The following is a 17634-nucleotide window of genomic DNA, read 5'->3' as shown; positions in this document are numbered from 1 at the left end:
AATATAAAAAAACCTTGCGCACTTTGCGGTTAAAAAATCGCAGCAAAACAACAACAATGAGCAAAAAAAGGATTTTATTAAAAATAGGAAGTAATACTTTAACCAAAGAAACCAATCATATTTCGCGGGGAAAGATTGAAGACCTTGGAATTCAGATTGCAGCTCTAAACGACGAATATGAATTTATCATCGTAAGTTCAGGAGCAATTGCTGCAGCAAAACAATTTGTAAAGTTGGATAATCAGGACAAAGATGTTTTTGTAAAACAGGCTTTGGCTTCTATCGGACAGCCACATTTAATGCGGATTTACAATGAAAACTTCAAGGATTTAGGATTAAATACTTCCCAGTGTCTACTTTCTTATTCTGATTTCGAAAAAGAGCAGACCAAAAAGAACATTGTAAATACGATTAATGTATTGGTTAAAAACAATTATATTCCGATTATAAATGAAAATGATACCGTTGCTACAGATGAGATTCGGTTTGGAGATAATGATAAATTAGCGGCTTTAACAGCAGTTCTTTTAAATGTTGATATTCTGATCATTGCCACCAATACAAATGGGATTTACACAAAAGATTCAATTCATGATGAAAATCCAGAAACGATAAAATTGGTAAACGATTTAAAATCACTCGAAAAAGAAATCGGCGAATCAAAATCATCACACGGAACAGGAGGAATGCAATCCAAAATAGAAGCTGCCGCAATTTCAAAAGCTGCGAATATTGAAACTTGGATTGTGAATGGACTGAATGATAATTTTATTTTAAAGGCATTAAAAGACGAAATTCCTTTTACCAAGATTGTGTAGAAAGGTTTATTTGTTTAATCGTTAATTCGGTTAATCGATCTAGCAAATAAACAGTTAAACAAATAAACGATTAAACAAAAAAACAATGAATTATATTTCAATAAAAGATATCGACTCATTATCAAAATGGGTAAAAAGCGCGATCAAGATCAAAAAAGACCCGCTTAAAAATAAAAAATTAGGTAAAAATAAAACTCTTGGAATGTTATTCTTCAATCCGAGTTTAAGAACGCGTTTGAGTACTCAGAAAGCAGCTTTGAATTTGGGAATGAACGTTATGGTAATGAACTTTACCAACGAAGGATGGACATTAGAATTTGAAGACGGAGCCGTTATGAATTCTGGTGCTTCAGAACATATCAAAGAAGCGGCAGAAGTAGTTTCTCAATACTGTGATATTATCGCAATTCGTGCTTTTGCAGGTTTGGTTGACAAAGAAAAAGATTATGCTGAAACTGTTATTTCAGGATTTCTAAAATACGCTACGGTTCCAATCGTGAATATGGAAAGTGCGGTTCGTCACCCGTTGCAATCTTTGGCAGACGCTATTACGATGGAAGAACACAAAACAAAGCACAAACCAAAAGTAGTGCTTTCATGGGCACCGCATCCAAAAGCGTTGCCACAGGCAGTTGCCAATTCATTCGTAGAAATGATGCAGATGCAAAAAGATATGGATTTTGTAATCACACATCCGGAAGGTTACGAACTAAGTCCAGAAATCACAAAAGATTGCAAAATCGAATACGATCAAAATAAAGCGTTCGAAAATGCCGATTTCGTTTACGTAAAAAACTGGAGTAACTTCAATGATTACGGAAAAGTAACCAACAGCGATCCAAATTGGACTGTTACAGCCGAAAAAATGGCTTTAACCAACAACGGAAAATTCATGCACTGTCTTCCAGTTCGTCGTAACGTAATTGTAAGCGACGAAGTTCTTGACGGAGAAAATTCAATCGTAATCGAACAAGCGAATAATAGAACGTATTCAGCACAATTAGTTTTACAAAAGATTCTTAAAAAAATATAATTTTTTTAAAGTTGCTAAGATTCTAAGCTACTAAGATGCTAAGAAACTTTGCGTAGAAAAAAACTTAGTATCTTAGAATCTCAGAACCTTAGAATCTTATGCAAGTATCAGTAATAAAAATAGGTGGAAACATCATCGACAATCCAGCAGAATTAGAACAATTTTTAACTGATTTTTCTAAAATTGAAGGCTATAAAGTTTTAGTTCATGGCGGTGGAAAATCGGCTACAAAAATGGCGCAGAGTATAGGTTTAGCTCCGCAAATGATTGACGGACGCCGAATTACAGATGCTCCAATGCTTGATGTTGTGGTAATGATTTACGCCGGACAAATCAATAAACATATTGTGGCGCAATTGCAGGCAAAAGACAATAATGCAATTGGTTTTTCAGGAGCTGACGGGAATTTAATTCAGTCAACAAAAAGAAATCATCCTACAATCGATTACGGATTTGTGGGCGATGTAAAACAAGTCAATACCAAATTACTGGCAACTTTATTAGAAGCAGGAGTTGTTCCTGTTTTCTGTGCGATTACACACGATAAAAACGGACAATTGTTAAATACTAATGCTGATACAATTGCGAGCGAATTATCAATTGCATTATCTGAAGTTTTTGATGTTACATTGACATATTGTTTTGAAAAACAAGGTGTCTTGCAAGATTCAGAAGACGATTCATCTGTAATAACAGAAATCAACGAAACATTATACAATCAACTAAAAGAAGAAAAAGTAATCCATTCTGGAATGATTCCAAAACTGGATAACTGTTTCAATAGTTTATCAAGAGGTGTGCAGAAAATCAAAATTGGGCATCACAGAATGCTTCAAAATTCAGACATTCTGCATACAACAATTACGTTGTAAAGATATAGCCACGAATTACACGAATTTTCACTAATTTTTTTCTGTTTAAAAAAGAGAAAATAATTTTAAACATACATGAAAAAGTTTATTTTGATTCTAAATCTGTGATAAAAAAAAAATTTGTGAAAATTCGTGCAATTCGTGGCAAAAAAACAGAACTGCGCAGTGCTTTTAAATATTAATTTAAGAAATTTGCGCAAATTAAAAATGTCGCATATTATTTAGTTAAGAAAGTAAAAGCTTAAAAAAACTTAGCGACTTAGCGCCTTTATGGCAAGAGCACAACAAAATGAAAAATATAGATACGCTTACTCAGGAAGCAATTAGTTTATTAAAAAGCTTAATCGAAACCCCTTCATTTTCAAGCGAAGAAGATCAGACGGCTCTTTTAATCGAAAATTGGTTCAATCAGAATGAAATTCCTTTCAAGAGAGAAAACAACAATGTGTGGGCTTTCAACAAATATTTCGACGAAAACAAACCAACACTTTTATTAAACTCACATCACGATACAGTACGACCAAATCAGGCGTACACCAACGATCCTTTTAAAGCAATCGAAAAAGACGGTAAATTATTTGGTTTAGGAAGCAATGACGCAGGCGGTTGTTTAGTTTCATTATTAGCAACCTTTGTTCACTTTTATGAAAATCAAAACCTTTCCCATAATATTGTAATTGTGGCTTCCGCCGAAGAAGAAAGCAGTGGGAAAAATGGTTTAAACAGCGTTTTAAAGCATTTACCAGAATTAGATTGTGCGATTGTTGGAGAACCAACATTAATGCAATTAGCAGTTGCCGAAAAAGGTTTATTAGTTTTGGACGTAAAAGTAAAAGGAACCGCAAGTCACGCCGCACATCAAAACGATGATAATGCATTATACAAATCAATTCCAGTAATGGAATGGTTTAAAAACTATAAATTCGATAAAATCTCAGACGTTTTAGGCCCTGTAAAAATGACCGTAACGCAAATTAATGCTGGAAAACAACATAACGTTGTGCCATCAGAATGTGATTTGGTTGTGGATATTCGTGTAACAGACCGCTATACAAATGCTGAAATTCTAGAAGTAGTTAAAGCAAATGTAAACGCTGAAGTAACTCCAAGATCAATGCATTTAAACGCATCGTCTATTCCAGTTGCTCACGGTTTAGTTCAGGCTGGAATTGCTTTGGGAAGAACAACTTATGGTTCACCAACGCTTTCAGATCAATCAGTTTTAAGCTGTCAATCTTTAAAATTAGGCCCAGGAGAAACGTTACGTTCACATTCAGCAGACGAATTTATTTTTGTAAATGAAATTGAAGAAGGAGTCGATTTGTACATCAAAATACTAACTGATTTCTTTAAATTATAATAAATCCTGAGCGTAGACGAAGGATTTGGAGCTAATCCCGCTATCCGTTCCAATCTTTTGTGCCGAACCCCGGCACAAAAGGATTTCCACTACTATCGGGGCTAGAAACACCATCAGTATAAACAATGACATTAGGTCTAAATTAGAAAACAATCTAAGAAGTCTAAAATCTAAGAAGTCTAAAAATCTAAGTTATGAAACTTTGGGAAAAAGGAATACCAACAGATAAACAAATCGAACAATTCACAGTTGGAAACGATCGTGAACTGGATTTGGTTTTAGCAAAATATGATGCTTTAGGTTCAATCGCTCACGCCAAAATGCTTGGGCAAATTGGTTTGTTAACTCAGGAAGAAACAACTTCTTTAGTTGATGCATTAAACGAAATCATCGCTGATATCGTAGTTGGAAATTTCGAAATCGAAGACAGTTTTGAAGATGTGCATTCTAAAATCGAATATCTTCTAACCGTAAAACTAGGCGATGCAGGAAAGAAAATCCACACGGCACGTTCTCGTAACGATCAGGTTTTGGTAGATGTTCATTTGTATTTAAAAGACGAATTAAAAGCGATAAAAGAACAGGTAAAAACCTTGTTTGATTTGTTGATGGAATCGGCAGAAAAACACCAAAATGTATTATTGCCGGGTTATACACATTTACAAATTGCAATGCCATCGTCATTCGGAATGTGGTTTTCTGCTTATGCTGAGAGCTTGATTGATGATATTACAATGGTAAACGCGGCGTCTAAAATTGTAGATCAGAATCCGTTAGGTTCTGCTGCAGGTTACGGAAGCTCATTTCCAATCAACAGAACATTTACAACGCAGGAATTAGGTTTTGAAACTTTGAAATACAATGCCGTTGCAGCACAAATGAGCCGTGGAAAAGCAGAAAAAACGGTTGCTTTTGCGATGACAAGTGTTGCAGGAACATTATCAAAATTTGCTATGGATGTTTGTTTGTATATGAGTCAAAATTTCGACTTTATTGGTCTGCCGGCGCATCTTACAACAGGTTCAAGCATTATGCCTCATAAAAAGAATCCAGACGTTTTCGAATTAATCAGAGGGAAATGCAACAAAATTCAGGCGCTTCCATACGAAATTACTTTAATAACCAATAATCTTCCAAGCGGTTATCACAGAGATTTGCAGCTTTTAAAAGAAGGTTTGTTTCCAGCAATTCAGACTTTAAAATCTTGTTTAGATATTGCGATTTTTTCTATAAAAGATATTACAGTTAAAGATCATATTTTAGAAGATAAAAAATACGATTATTTGTTTACAGTAGATACTTTAAATGAAATGGTTGTTGAAGGAATGCCGTTTAGAGATGCTTACAAAGCCGTTGCAGAGCAATTGGAAGCAGGAACGTATAAATCTCCAAAAGAAACAAAACACACGCACGAAGGCAGTATTAATAATTTATGTCTTGATGCTATTAAAGATAAAATGAAAGCAGCTTTATAAGAGCTCTTCCTTTTAAGTATATAGAACCGATTTGTAAATTATACAAATCGGTTTTTTTATGTTTCGAAATATATTCTTAAGAATTTAAGAAATTTCGACCTAATTCTTTACATTTGAGAATTGATCATTTTTAAATTAAAAATATGACGCAATTTGATGAACAGGCAACTCAAGGTCTTTATGAGAAAAATCTAATTACAGAAAATCAGTTTCAAGAGATTAATAAGTATAGAAGCTTAAATATATTTTCTTTAAATGCTGAATTAAAACTATTGCTTTATTTTTCAGTATTGCTTTTTACTTCTGGAGTTGGAATTTTAATTTATAATAATAGTGATACTATTGGGCATATTTCTCTTTTGTCAATATTACTTGTAATTATTGCTGGCTGTTTTTATTATTGTTTTAAAAATTCAAAAGGCTTTCAAAAAACAGAAACTACTTTTGATAATCCTGTTTTAGAATATTTGGTTTTATTGGCTAATATTTTGACATGCATTTTTATTGGATATCTTCAGTTTCAATATAAACCTTTTGGAGAGCATTATGGTTTAGCAACTTTGGTACCAACGATCGTCAGCTTTGTTTGTGCCTATTATTTTGATAATAAAAGTGTTTTAACAATTGCTGTTACAGGTTTGGCGGCTTATGTTGGACTTTCCGTAACGCCGCAGGATATTTTTAATGAGAATAATAATTTCTATGACAATCAAAACTTAAGCTATTCGGCAATTATGCTCGGAGTTTTGCTTATTCTTTGGACGATTTATAGTTTTAGAATCAATTTAAAAACTCATTTTTCTATTATCTTTCAAACATTTGCTTTGCATATTATAGCAATTGCTTCGATTAGTAATCTAGTTAATCATGAATTTTTCTGGATGATTTTTGCCTGTATTTTGGCAGCTTCATCTTATTATTTTTATAAAGTCAGTCATGATTTGAAAGCAATGTCATTGTATGTTTTTATGATTATTTATGCTTATATCGGACTAAATATTGTCTTGTTTAGAATTTTTGAACACATCGATTTCTCAGACATTTGGGAACTTTTTATTTTCCTTTTGCCGGCATATTTCATTGGTTCAATTGTACTATTTATAAAACTGATTAAAAACTTCCATAAAAAAATAGCTGAATGATACTACACGACAAAAATCTATTGAATAATTTGGCTTTAGTCGAAGAAGCTGAAACTTTGCAAAATGGTGGTTTTATAAGCAAAGAACAAACAAAAATAATTAAGAATGCATTGCCTTCCTTTAGAAGTCAAAGTAATATTTTGGTTCGATTAGGTTTTTTTCTACTGGGATCATTTTTGTATTTGTCGATTTGCGGAGCTATTTCTTTAATTGGACTCAGCGGTGAAGATTTCTATTTTAAGATTTGCTGTTATCTTTTTGCTGGAGTTGGTATTATAGGTGCTGAATTTTTGGCTAATCAAAAATATTACAGGCATGGTTTAGATGATGCTTTTATTTTGGGAATCCTTTTAAATATTGGTTTTGCAATCGCAATTACTACAGAAGGATATGAAATTATTATTGCCGTTTTTGTTGCTATTACTTCTTTCCTTACATACAGAAGATACCTGCACTTATTATCGATGCTTGTTTTTTGTCTTGCTTCTTCTGCAGTTTTATTCTTTGGAATGTTTGAAATTGGCGATATAGGAAAAACAATTTTGCCTTTTGTTGCAATGTTAGCATCAGCAGGAATTTACTTTTTTACAAAAAACAGAATTAAAAGTTTAACAAAATGGTACTATTACAATGGATTATTATTAGCTAATAGTTTTTGTTTGATTCTATTTTATCTTTCTTGCAATTATTTAGTGGTAAGAGAACTTTCTTTTGAGCTTTTAGGAGTAGATGTACTTCCAGGTCAAGACATTTCGTTTGCTTTCTTCTTTTACGCCTTTACTTTTATAGTCCCAATCGTTTATTTGGTTCAAGCTTTAAAAATAAAAGACAGAATCATGCTTTGGATTAGTTTTGCAGCAATAGGATTTTCAATTTTTACTATACGATTCTATTATTCTGTTTTGCCAATCGAAGTGGCATTAACGTTTGGCGGTTTAGTGCTGTTTGTGATAGCTTATTTTTCTATTCAAAAATTAAAAAACAAAGAAGAAGGTTTAACTTTTAAACCAGACAGAATCAATAATTCTAATGCAATTTTAAATGCAGAAGCTTTAATTGTTGCTTCAACTTTTGGTATGAAACCAGAAGTAAAAACAGATTCTCCTATGGATTTTGGCGGAGGTGGATTTAGCGGCGGCGGATCTGGGGGAAGTTTTTAAATTTAGCCATTATCAAAAAAATAAGCAATTTTCAAGCCGCGAATTACACAAATTTTCACTAATTAATTGGTGTAAATTTGTGTAATTCGCGGCAAAAAAAAACTATACTTTACTTTTCAAAGCTTCAGCATCAATATCACTGTGCGAAACATCGTAAACTGCTTTTCCGTTTTTGATTAAAATCAATTGTGGAGATTCGTGATAAACACCAAATCTGCTAGCAATTTCATTTGATATATCGCGATGGGCTATCAAATCAAGAAAATATGCATCTACTACATTTTCAAGATCAAATTCTTTTTCAAATTGTTTCAAAGCCATACGGCTGATACTGCATCTTGTGCTATGCTTAAAAATAACTACTGGTTTTTCATTTGAGATAGCTTCGATCTCCAATAATTGAAGAATGTCTGTTAATTCTGTCCAGTTTATTTTACTTTTTGAAGCTTCTGAGTTCTCTGAACTTCCGAAGATTGAATTTAAAAAACTCATATTTGGCTTATTTTATGACTTTTTGGCATTTAAAATTGACGGTTTTACTGTTTTTAATGCCGTTTTGTCTGTTTTGTTACTATGGAATATAATTTGTTTGTTAAAATGCAAAGTTAAATTATTTGAGTTAAAAATGTAACTTAATAAATTGTAACTTTAATCCTATTGAAAATCAAGCAAATAAATCAATCAAATCGAAAAAATATGAACATAAACAAATTTACAATTAAATCGCAGGAAGCCATTCAGCTGTCACAACAGTTGGCACAACGAAATGGTCAGCAGCAAATAGAAAACGAACACATTTTTAAAGCTATTTTTGAAGTAGATGAAAATGTTGCACCGTTTATTCTGAAAAAACTCAATGTAAATGTGCCGTTGTTTTTACAAATATTAGACAGCACAATTCAGAGTTTCCCAAAAGTTTCAGGAGGCGATATTCTGCTTTCTAGAGACGCAAATAAAGCTTTGAATGAAGCCGAAATTATAGCACAAAAAATGAACGACGAGTATGTTTCGATTGAGCATTTAATCTTAGCTATTTTCGACTCAAAAAGCAAAGTTTCACAAATACTAAAAGATCAAGGCGTTACAGGTAAAGGCTTAAAAGCCGCTATCGAAGAACTTCGTAAAGGCGAAAGAGTAACATCTGCATCTGCCGAAGAAACTTATAATTCATTAAATAAATACGCAAAGAACTTAAACGAATTAGCTCGTACAGGAAAATTAGATCCTGTTATTGGACGCGATGAAGAAATTCGACGTGTATTGCAGATTTTAACTCGTAGAACGAAAAACAATCCAATGTTGATTGGTGAACCTGGAGTTGGTAAAACTGCAATTGCCGAAGGTTTAGCACACAGAATTGTTGACGGAGACGTTCCTGAAAACTTAAAAGATAAAATCGTTTTCTCATTGGATATGGGAGCTTTGATTGCAGGAGCTAAGTTTAAAGGAGAATTTGAAGAGCGTTTGAAATCGGTAGTAAAAGAAGTTACGTCTGCCGAAGGTGATATCGTTTTATTTATCGATGAGATTCATACACTTGTAGGTGCCGGTGGAGGAGAAGGCGCAATGGATGCGGCTAATATCTTGAAACCAGCCTTGGCTCGTGGTGAATTAAGAGCTATTGGAGCAACTACTTTAGATGAATATCAAAAGTATTTTGAAAAAGATAAAGCTTTAGAAAGACGTTTCCAAAAGGTATTAATTGATGAGCCAGATACCGAAAGTGCAGTTTCAATTTTACGTGGTATTAAAGAAAAGTACGAAACGCATCATAAAGTTCAAATTAAAGACGAAGCTATTATTGCGGCAGTTGAACTTTCGCAGCGTTATATTACAAACCGTTTCTTACCAGATAAAGCTATTGACTTAATGGACGAAGCGGCGTCAAAACTGCGTATGGAAATTAATTCAAAACCTGAGGAATTAGATGTTTTGGATCGTAAAATTATGCAGCTTGAAATCGAAATTGAAGCGATAAAACGTGAGAAAGAAGAAAGTAAGCTGAAAATCCTTCGCATGGATTTGGCAAATTTAAAAGAAGAACGTAACGAAATCTATGCAAGATGGAAATCTGAAAAAGATATTGTTGACGGAATTCAAGCTGTAAAATTAGAAATTGAAGATTTTAAATATGAAGCAGAACGTGCAGAACGTGATGGTGATTATGGTAAAGTGGCTGAAATACGTTACGGAAAAATAAAAGAAGCTCAAGAACGTCTTGAAGCACTGCAAAAACAACTACAAGAATTTCAATCAGGAACTTCTTTAATTAAAGAAGAAGTGACAAGAGAAGATATTGCCGAAGTTGTAGCAAAATGGACAGGAATTCCTGTAATGAAGATGCTTCAAACTGAAAGAGAAAAATTATTACATCTTGAAGACGAGCTGCACAAACGTGTTGTAGGACAAGAAGAGGCTATTGAAGCTGTCAGTGATGCCGTTCGAAGAAGCCGTGCAGGTTTACAAGATTTGAAAAAACCAGTTGGAACATTCTTATTTTTAGGAACAACTGGTGTTGGTAAAACAGAACTTGCAAAAGCATTGGCAGAATATCTTTTTGACGATGAAAATGCTATGACTCGTATCGATATGAGCGAGTACCAAGAACGTCACAGTGTAAGCCGTTTGGTTGGTGCACCTCCAGGATATGTAGGTTATGATGAAGGTGGTCAGTTAACAGAAGCTGTTCGTAGAAAACCGTATTCTGTAGTTTTATTAGATGAGATAGAAAAGGCACATCCAGATACTTTCAATATCTTATTGCAAGTTTTAGATGAAGGGCGATTAACAGATAATAAAGGTCGTCTTGCCGATTTTAAAAACACAATTATTATTATGACTTCTAATATGGGAAGTCAGATTATACAAGAAAAATTTGAAAATTTAAAAGGAAGCATTGAAGATACTACTGAGGCTGCAAAAGTTGAAGTTTTAGGCTTATTGAAACAAACAGTTCGTCCGGAATTTATAAACCGTATTGATGAAATTGTGTTATTTACGCCATTAACAGTAGATAATATTTCGAAAATTGTAAGTCTGCAGCTTAAGAGTGTTACAAAAATGCTTGCCTTGCAAGGTATCACAATGGATGCTACGCCAGAGGCTGTTGCTTACTTATCTGAAAAAGGATATGATCCTCAGTTTGGAGCAAGACCTGTAAAACGTATCGTTCAGAGAGAGGTACTGAACCAATTGTCGAAAGAAATTTTGGCAAACAATATTACAACAGACAGTATTATTTTAATTGATGCTTTTGATGGAAAATTGGTTTTTAGAAATCAAACCCATGAAGTAAAATAATTTAGTACCAGCAAATAAGGTAGAGACGCACTGTTGCGCGCCTTTTTACTCACCAGAAAAACACCAGCAGAAATGCTGGTGTTTTTTTTATGTCCATAAAATAATGAAACTTTTTTTTAAAGTAGTATAAACCAATCTGATCTTTAATTCTCAAATTTACAGTAGCTTAAAAAAAGATAAATATGAATAATATAGTTAGAGGATTAATTGCGGGTTATGGAGCTAAGAAACTAGGATGCGGATGTTTTAGCACTGTATTTATTTTTATAATTATTTGGGTGCTGTTAGGACAATGCAGTTAGGAATTAATTGTGATTTTACAGCATTAAGATTAGCATAAAAAGTCTTAGATTCGCACAACTAAATTTAAACAAAAACAAATATAATGGCATCAGGTTTTTTCGTATTACTAGACGATATTGCAGCAATTATGGATGATGTAGCCGTAATGAGTAAAGTTGCAGCAAAGAAAACAGCAGGAATTTTAGGCGATGATTTAGCAGTAAATGCAGAAAAAGCATCAGGGTTTGCTTCTTCAAGAGAACTTCCTGTATTGTGGGCAATCAGTAAGGGATCATTGCTTAACAAAATTATCATTTTGCCAATTGCATTTTTGTTAAGTGCATTTTTTCCTATTGCAATCATTGTAATTCTTGTTCTAGGCGGACTTTTCTTAGCTTATGAAGGTGCTGAAAAAATTTACGAGTTTATTTTTCCTCACAGTCATGAAGAATCTGAAGGAATTACAGAAGAAACTTTTACAGAAGAACAGATTTTAGAAGCCGAAAAAGGTAAAATAAAATCAGCAATTGTAACCGATTTTATTCTATCTGTCGAAATCGTAATTATTGCGCTTGGAACTGTTATAGGAAAACCAATTTCACAACAGATAGCTGTAACGTCAATCATTGCTTTGGTAGCAACAATTGGAGTTTATGGTATTGTTGCTTTAATTGTTAGAATGGATGAAGCAGGATACAAGCTTATCCAATTTAGCAAAGGAGAAAAAAGTATCTCTAAATTCATTGGAAATCTTTTAGTAAAAGGACTTCCATTAGTGATCAAAAGTTTAACGGTAATAGGTACAATAGCTTTATTATTAGTTGCCGGAGGTATCTTTGTGCACTATATTCCATATTTTCATCACTTATCAGAAACGATTAATATTCCATTAATTATAAAAGAATTTGTAATTGGATTAGCGCTAGGACTTGTCGTTTTAGGTTTTGTTAATCTTTTTAAATTGATCTTTAAAAAGAAAAAATAGTAGAAGTATTACTCATTATAAGAAACATCAGTCGAGAGGCTGATGTTTTTTTTTTGGAGCAGTTCTAAGCTTTTTTTTAAGACCATTTGTCCCGTTATCCACTTTATCTTTTTCTTGCTAAAGAAGCAAGAAAAAGGATGCCGTTTCTACCGGGGCTATTCGAGATATTTTGGTTTTTAATAGAAAATATGGTTATTTTTTAAAATTATTATTAAAAATAAGTCGTTGATTATTAGTTATTTATTTGCTTGCTGTTTTTTTTAACATTCTTTAAAAGCAACCATCTCAATTTTGATACATCTTCATAGTAATTAACAATTAATTATTATTTTATATGAAAAGTATTAGATTAACATCAGCATTAGTAGTATTATTTTTAACAACAGCATTTGTTTCATGCAGTAACGATGATGATAAAGCAACAGCACCAGAAAACATAAAAGCGGTATTTGCAACAGAAATTAACGGTCCAGAAAAAGGAAAAGTAAATGACGAACTAAGTTATGATGTAACTTATCTTGTGGATAATGCTTGCGGTGAATTTGTAAAAATTTCTGAGACAAAAATTGGTGAAGTAAAAGGTCTGCAGATAGATGTAAAATACCCATCAGGACTTTGTACACAACAAGTTCCAGATCCTAAGAAAACGGTTTATAAATTTAAATCAGCTGAAAAAGGAACTTTTGAAATTAAATTCAAAAAATCTGAAACTGAATTCTTGACTAAGAAAGTAGTTATTGAGTAGTTTCTTATAAGAAAAATAGGTTGGAAGACCATTTTGCAAATATCTGTTTTATTCAAAATATAAATAGAGAATTGTAAAATGGTTTTCGTTTAAAATAAACTTTCTAAAACCCATTTTTGTTTAAATGTTTTATTGTAGTTTTCTGGGAATGCTAATTACGCTTAGTTTGCCATTCCTCTAAAATTTACTATTTTTGCACTCTAAATTTTATGTCATGCCGAAAAGAAAGTATAAAATAGCGGTTATTCAATTAAACTTGAATGACGTAGCCGAAAATAATCTTAAAAAATGTATCAGCTGGGTAAGAGATGCTGCCGGAAAAGGAGCAGAAGTTATTTTACTTCCAGAATTATATAGCAGTCATTATTTCTGCCAAAGCGAAGATGTAGATAATTTTGCACTAGCAGAACCACTTTACAGCACTTCGTTTATTGCTTTCAGCGAATTGGCAAAAGAATTAGGAGTAGTAATTATTGTTCCTTTCTTCGAAAAGAGAATGGCAGGTATTTACCATAATAGCGCTTATATTATTGATACTGACGGCACAGAAGCTGGTTTATATCGTAAAATGCACATTCCAGACGATCCGCATTTTTATGAGAAATTCTACTTTACACCTGGAGACTTAGGTTTTCAAGCAATAGAAACTAAAAAAGGAACTGTAGGAACTTTAATCTGTTGGGATCAATGGTACCCAGAAGCAGCGCGTATTACAGCTTTAAAAGGAGCAGAGGTTCTATTTTATCCAACGGCGATTGGGTGGCATCCAAAAGAAAAAGAGCAATATGGTGAAAACCAATATGGTGCTTGGATGAATGTAATGAAAGGTCACGCAGTAGCAAATGGTGTTTTTGTTGCAGCAGCAAATAGAATTGGTCTTGAAAAGTACATTGAAGGAACGGAAGGAATTCAATTTTGGGGAGCATCATTCATTGCTGGTCCGCAAGGTGAAATTTTAGCACAAGCTTCTCACGATCAAGAAGAAATTCTAATTGCAGAAGTTGATCTAGATTTACAAGAAAATGTTCGTCAAAACTGGCCATTCTTTAGAGATAGAAGAATTGATGCTTTCGGAGATATTACAAAAAGAGCAATAGATAGATAATTAGATTTATCATAAATATAAAAAAGGGCAAAGTAATATTATTTTGCCCTTTTTGCTTCTAAGAAGCGAAATATTAATAGCAAAGAATGAATGGTTACAGTATAAAGCTCCAGCAGAGCGACATCTTTTTTAAACCTAATAAATGTAGCTTTAGATAAACAATAAAATCTTTTTTTTTAATTTATCTATTTATAACATAAAAGGAGCTGTTTCAAAAATGAAACAGCTCCTTTTCTTGTTTTTAGCTTTATATGTATTACTTCACTTGGAAAGTAACTCTTCTCACGATTTGACGCGCTTCTTTTGATTTTTTATTTACAGAAGTGTCTTCACCATTACCAATTACATTTAGCCTAGAAGCATCAATACCTGCATTAACAACAACTTTTTTGACAGCTTCAGCTCTTTTTTGAGACAATGATTGATTGTAACTTGTGTTCCCAATTTCATCAGCGTATCCAATAATATCTGCAGATTTTCCTGGATTGTTTTTTAGGTATTTCACTAAGAAATCAACACCAGATAATGAAGCGTTTGTAGGTTTAGACGAATTGAAGTCAAAGTAAACATTTACATAACCACCGTTAATTAATTCTTCAACAGTATTATTTGTTGCAGTTCCGTTGCCTTTCTTTTCGTAAGTTTTGTCTAAATAACTTTCCATTTCATCAGGTACTCCATTTTGATTTGTATCAATTGATTGTCCTTTTGTGTTAACAGCAACACCTGCAATAGAATTTGGTTCTAAATCATACAAATCGGCAACACCATCTTTGTCCGTGTCCAAAAGACCGCTCTCTATCAAGTCTACTCTTTTTTCTAATTTTCCGTATCGATCTTCTTCGCTTACCCAGTCAGCATGTTTTTCATTTTTACCTAAATAAAATGTCAAACCTACAGAGGCATTTAGTAAAACACCATCAAATGAACCTGTTGTAGTATTACCCATTCCGTCAAAGTTCCAGTTTTGTCTTCCGTTTACAATTCCTGTAAGATCACCAGTCAAAGCCACTCTGTTGCTTACTTTAATTTGTCCCGTTAAACCAACAATTCCGTGCGCCATATAATCCTGACCGCCAAAACCAGTTTCAGTACATATTTGCGAAACACCAAATCCACCATGAGCTAATATTCCGATAGTATTTGTCCACGTTTCAAAATTTAAAGCTCGTCCAATATTTACAACACCTTGTAAACTTGTTCTAACATATCTGCTTTCAAAATTTGGAGTATTGTCACGTTCTGTAAACTGATCGTATCCAACATCCAGTTTAACACCAAATTTTGGATTAAACATATATCTAACGCCTAAATCAGCATGAAACGGATTTAAAGTTGATGTAGAATAACCAGGAGTCATTGTTCGCGTTGGTTTGTTAACACCGCCATTAAGTTCGATGGACCATTTGTTATAAGCAGGTTGATCAACTGTCGACTGTGCAGAGGTCGTAGCCATATTTTGTGCACTTGCAGCAAATGCTAAGAATAAAAGTGATAAGGAAGCTAATTTCTTTTTCATGATATCAAAAATTTAGTTGTTTTTATTATTAAACTCCTGACAAAATTATGCTTCATGTTTTAGATTGTGTTCTATTGGGTCTTACATAATTCCCATATTTTGGCATTTAATTATGTAAATTAGTTAATAAAAACTCAATTTTTGATAAAAAAAGAGGGTAAAATTAATATTTTACCCTCTCAATAATTTTGTTAAAATTGACTACTTAAGATCTGGCTGATAGATCTTTAGGGTTCCATCGCCTTCGCTGCTTACGACTACTAAACTTCTTTTATTAGGACTTTTTGAAGCTGGTATAAATAAAAGTCCTTCTGGAGCATCTCCAGTTTTTACCGTTTGCAAATATTGCGGTGAAGCGGGATTTGTTACATCATAAGTCATAAAAGCATCTGATCTTTCAAGTCCAACGAACAAAATGTTCTGATTTCCCATTTTAGCCACAACTACAGCTTCAGGCTCAGATCCTTTGTCATCGCTTCGTTTATCATCATAAGTTCCAAATTCATTTGTTTTTTTATCAACATCATTTTTGCTGTCGTAAACAATTTTTCCAGTATTTCCATTCCAAATAGAGAAAGAGCGAGCGCCAAAACTTACCATTTGGTCTAAATCGCCGTCTCCATCAGTATCACCCATATCAGCAACAAGATTAAGTCTTCCTAAATTTGTTTCTAATTTTAAAGTTGCAGCATCTGGGAAAACAGCAGCATCCAGTTTCATATCTTTCATTCGTTTAATATCTGAGTAAGCCGTATATTCTCTCGCATCTCCTTCATTCGCTGTAACAAAATAAGGAACATTATTTGCTGAAAAATGACTAATTGCATCTGGCATATACATTCCTTTAACTTTCCACGGATTAAAAGCAATTTTATCATCTTTATCGCTTACATCAATCGCATTTTCAGCAGTGTTAAAATCCTTTAAACCTAACGGATAGATCGCAGTAATCGTTTTTGAAGTCAAATCTACTTTTGCAACACCATTATTTTCTTGAAGAGTTACCCATGCCGTTTTAGAATCATCAGAAATAGTAATATATTCTGGTTCAATGTCCTGAGCAAAACTCTTAGCAAACTTAGAAATTCTAAATCCATCTTTAGCTAATGATGCAGCTTGACCGCTGAATGAGCTGAAATCAAGGGTTGTAACAGTATACGTATTAGTATCAATAATAGAGATTGTTCCGTTAGGATCTTGAGAATAATCTGTATTTGGTTCACCTTCATTTGCCGTCATAATAAACTTTCCATCAGGAGAAAATGTGATCATATCTGGTAAAGCTCCAACAGTAACTTGTTTTATTAAGCTATAATCACTTGTGTTAAAAATTACAACTTTTCCGTTTCCTTGTTTATTAGTTGTTGATTCTAAAGCAACAGCAAGTTTACCATTAAAAACAGAAACGCTGTTTGACGCGCCTTCATAAGGAGTTAAATCAATCTTTCCAATTTTCGCAGGTTTAGTTGGATCAGACAAATCAATTACATCAATTTGGTTTGTTCCGCTGTTATTTACTGTAAAAAGTTTTTTTGTTTTTTCGCAGTACGCAGAAATTTCGGCAGCAGCTTCTCCGCCAATTGTAATTGAGCCGATTTCTTTAAAAGTTGCTGGGTTTTCATTTGCAACAACTTCGTTTTCTTCATTTTTTGAGTTTTCATCGTTATTACAGCTTGTCATAAGAGCTAATACTGCTAATAATGTGATACTTAATTTTTTCATTTGTTAGTTTTTTAGTTTCGCCAAATGTAATTAGCTGATCTCGGCAGTATATTAAGCCTTCATTATTTAATCTTTAACTTAATTTTTAGAAGGCAATAAGTATTAAATATCAGATC

General features: G+C 33.1%; 14 protein-coding genes. 11 read left to right on the top strand and 3 right to left on the bottom strand.

Going from position 1 to position 17634, the window contains the following annotated elements:
• Positions 1 to 56 precede the first annotated feature (56 nt).
• The 7 genes from proB to B0A75_RS18830 all read left to right on the top strand — a co-directional run bounded on the left by proB (position 57) and on the right by B0A75_RS18830 (position 7860).
• The gene (gene proB, locus B0A75_RS18860; protein ID WP_089055814.1) at positions 57 to 818 is read left to right on the top strand and encodes a glutamate 5-kinase; all 762 of its coding nucleotides are present in this window, start codon (positions 57 to 59) and stop codon (positions 816 to 818) included.
• Between the two features lie 85 nt (positions 819 to 903).
• Positions 904 to 1851, top strand: coding sequence for an N-acetylornithine carbamoyltransferase (locus B0A75_RS18855; RefSeq protein ID WP_089055813.1), 948 nt, complete (start codon positions 904 to 906; stop codon positions 1849 to 1851).
• A gap of 98 nt (positions 1852 to 1949) precedes the next feature.
• A complete protein-coding gene (gene argB, locus B0A75_RS18850; protein ID WP_089055812.1) occupies positions 1950 to 2723 on the top strand; it encodes an acetylglutamate kinase in 774 nt (257 codons plus the stop codon).
• 289 nt (positions 2724 to 3012) lie between these two features.
• Entirely contained in the window at positions 3013 to 4083 is a 1071-nt protein-coding gene (locus B0A75_RS18845) for a M20 family metallo-hydrolase (RefSeq protein ID WP_089055811.1), read from the top strand.
• A gap of 194 nt (positions 4084 to 4277) precedes the next feature.
• Positions 4278 to 5558 (top strand): argininosuccinate lyase, encoded by a 1281-nt coding sequence (argH, locus tag B0A75_RS18840; RefSeq protein ID WP_089055810.1) that lies wholly within the window; start codon positions 4278 to 4280, stop codon positions 5556 to 5558.
• Between the two features lie 143 nt (positions 5559 to 5701).
• Complete coding sequence (locus B0A75_RS18835) at positions 5702 to 6700, top strand: DUF2157 domain-containing protein (RefSeq protein WP_089055809.1); 999 nt, start codon at positions 5702 to 5704, stop codon at positions 6698 to 6700.
• Positions 6697 to 7860, top strand: coding sequence for a hypothetical protein (locus tag B0A75_RS18830; RefSeq protein WP_089055808.1), 1164 nt, complete (start codon positions 6697 to 6699; stop codon positions 7858 to 7860). The genes B0A75_RS18835 and B0A75_RS18830 overlap by 4 nt, the downstream gene beginning before the upstream one ends.
• Positions 7861 to 7962: 102 nt before the next feature.
• Here B0A75_RS18830 and ytxJ read toward each other — a convergent pair whose 3' ends face one another.
• Entirely contained in the window at positions 7963 to 8352 is a 390-nt protein-coding gene (ytxJ, locus tag B0A75_RS18825) for a bacillithiol system redox-active protein YtxJ (protein WP_089055807.1), read from the bottom strand.
• A gap of 204 nt (positions 8353 to 8556) precedes the next feature.
• Between ytxJ and clpB the strand changes: the two genes are divergently transcribed.
• The 4 genes from clpB (at position 8557) to B0A75_RS18805 (ending at position 14277) form a co-directional block, all read left to right on the top strand.
• Entirely contained in the window at positions 8557 to 11160 is a 2604-nt protein-coding gene (gene clpB / locus B0A75_RS18820; RefSeq protein ID WP_089055806.1) for an ATP-dependent chaperone ClpB, read from the top strand.
• 385 nt (positions 11161 to 11545) lie between these two features.
• Entirely contained in the window at positions 11546 to 12427 is an 882-nt protein-coding gene (locus B0A75_RS18815; protein WP_089055805.1) for a DUF808 domain-containing protein, read from the top strand.
• A gap of 334 nt (positions 12428 to 12761) precedes the next feature.
• Positions 12762 to 13172: a hypothetical protein gene (locus B0A75_RS18810; RefSeq protein WP_089055804.1), complete on the top strand. Its 411-nt coding sequence runs from the start codon at positions 12762 to 12764 to the stop codon at positions 13170 to 13172.
• A gap of 214 nt (positions 13173 to 13386) precedes the next feature.
• The gene (locus B0A75_RS18805) at positions 13387 to 14277 is read left to right on the top strand and encodes a carbon-nitrogen hydrolase (protein WP_089055803.1); all 891 of its coding nucleotides are present in this window, start codon (positions 13387 to 13389) and stop codon (positions 14275 to 14277) included.
• A gap of 256 nt (positions 14278 to 14533) precedes the next feature.
• Here the strand turns inward: B0A75_RS18805 and B0A75_RS18800 are convergent, their stop codons facing one another.
• Both B0A75_RS18800 and B0A75_RS18795 read right to left on the bottom strand, forming a co-directional pair.
• Positions 14534 to 15796 (bottom strand): OmpA family protein, encoded by a 1263-nt coding sequence (locus tag B0A75_RS18800; RefSeq protein ID WP_089055802.1) that lies wholly within the window; start codon positions 15794 to 15796, stop codon positions 14534 to 14536.
• A gap of 201 nt (positions 15797 to 15997) precedes the next feature.
• Positions 15998 to 17518 carry a choice-of-anchor I family protein gene (locus tag B0A75_RS18795; RefSeq protein WP_089055801.1) on the bottom strand — a complete coding sequence of 507 codons (1521 nt, stop codon included), beginning with the start codon at positions 17516 to 17518 and terminating at the stop codon, positions 15998 to 16000.
• Positions 17519 to 17634: the final 116 nt, after the last annotated feature.

The organism is Flavobacterium oncorhynchi (assembly GCF_002217355.1).
Classification (GTDB): domain Bacteria; phylum Bacteroidota; class Bacteroidia; order Flavobacteriales; family Flavobacteriaceae; genus Flavobacterium; species Flavobacterium oncorhynchi.
This window is presented reverse-complemented; position numbering and strand designations above follow the sequence as displayed.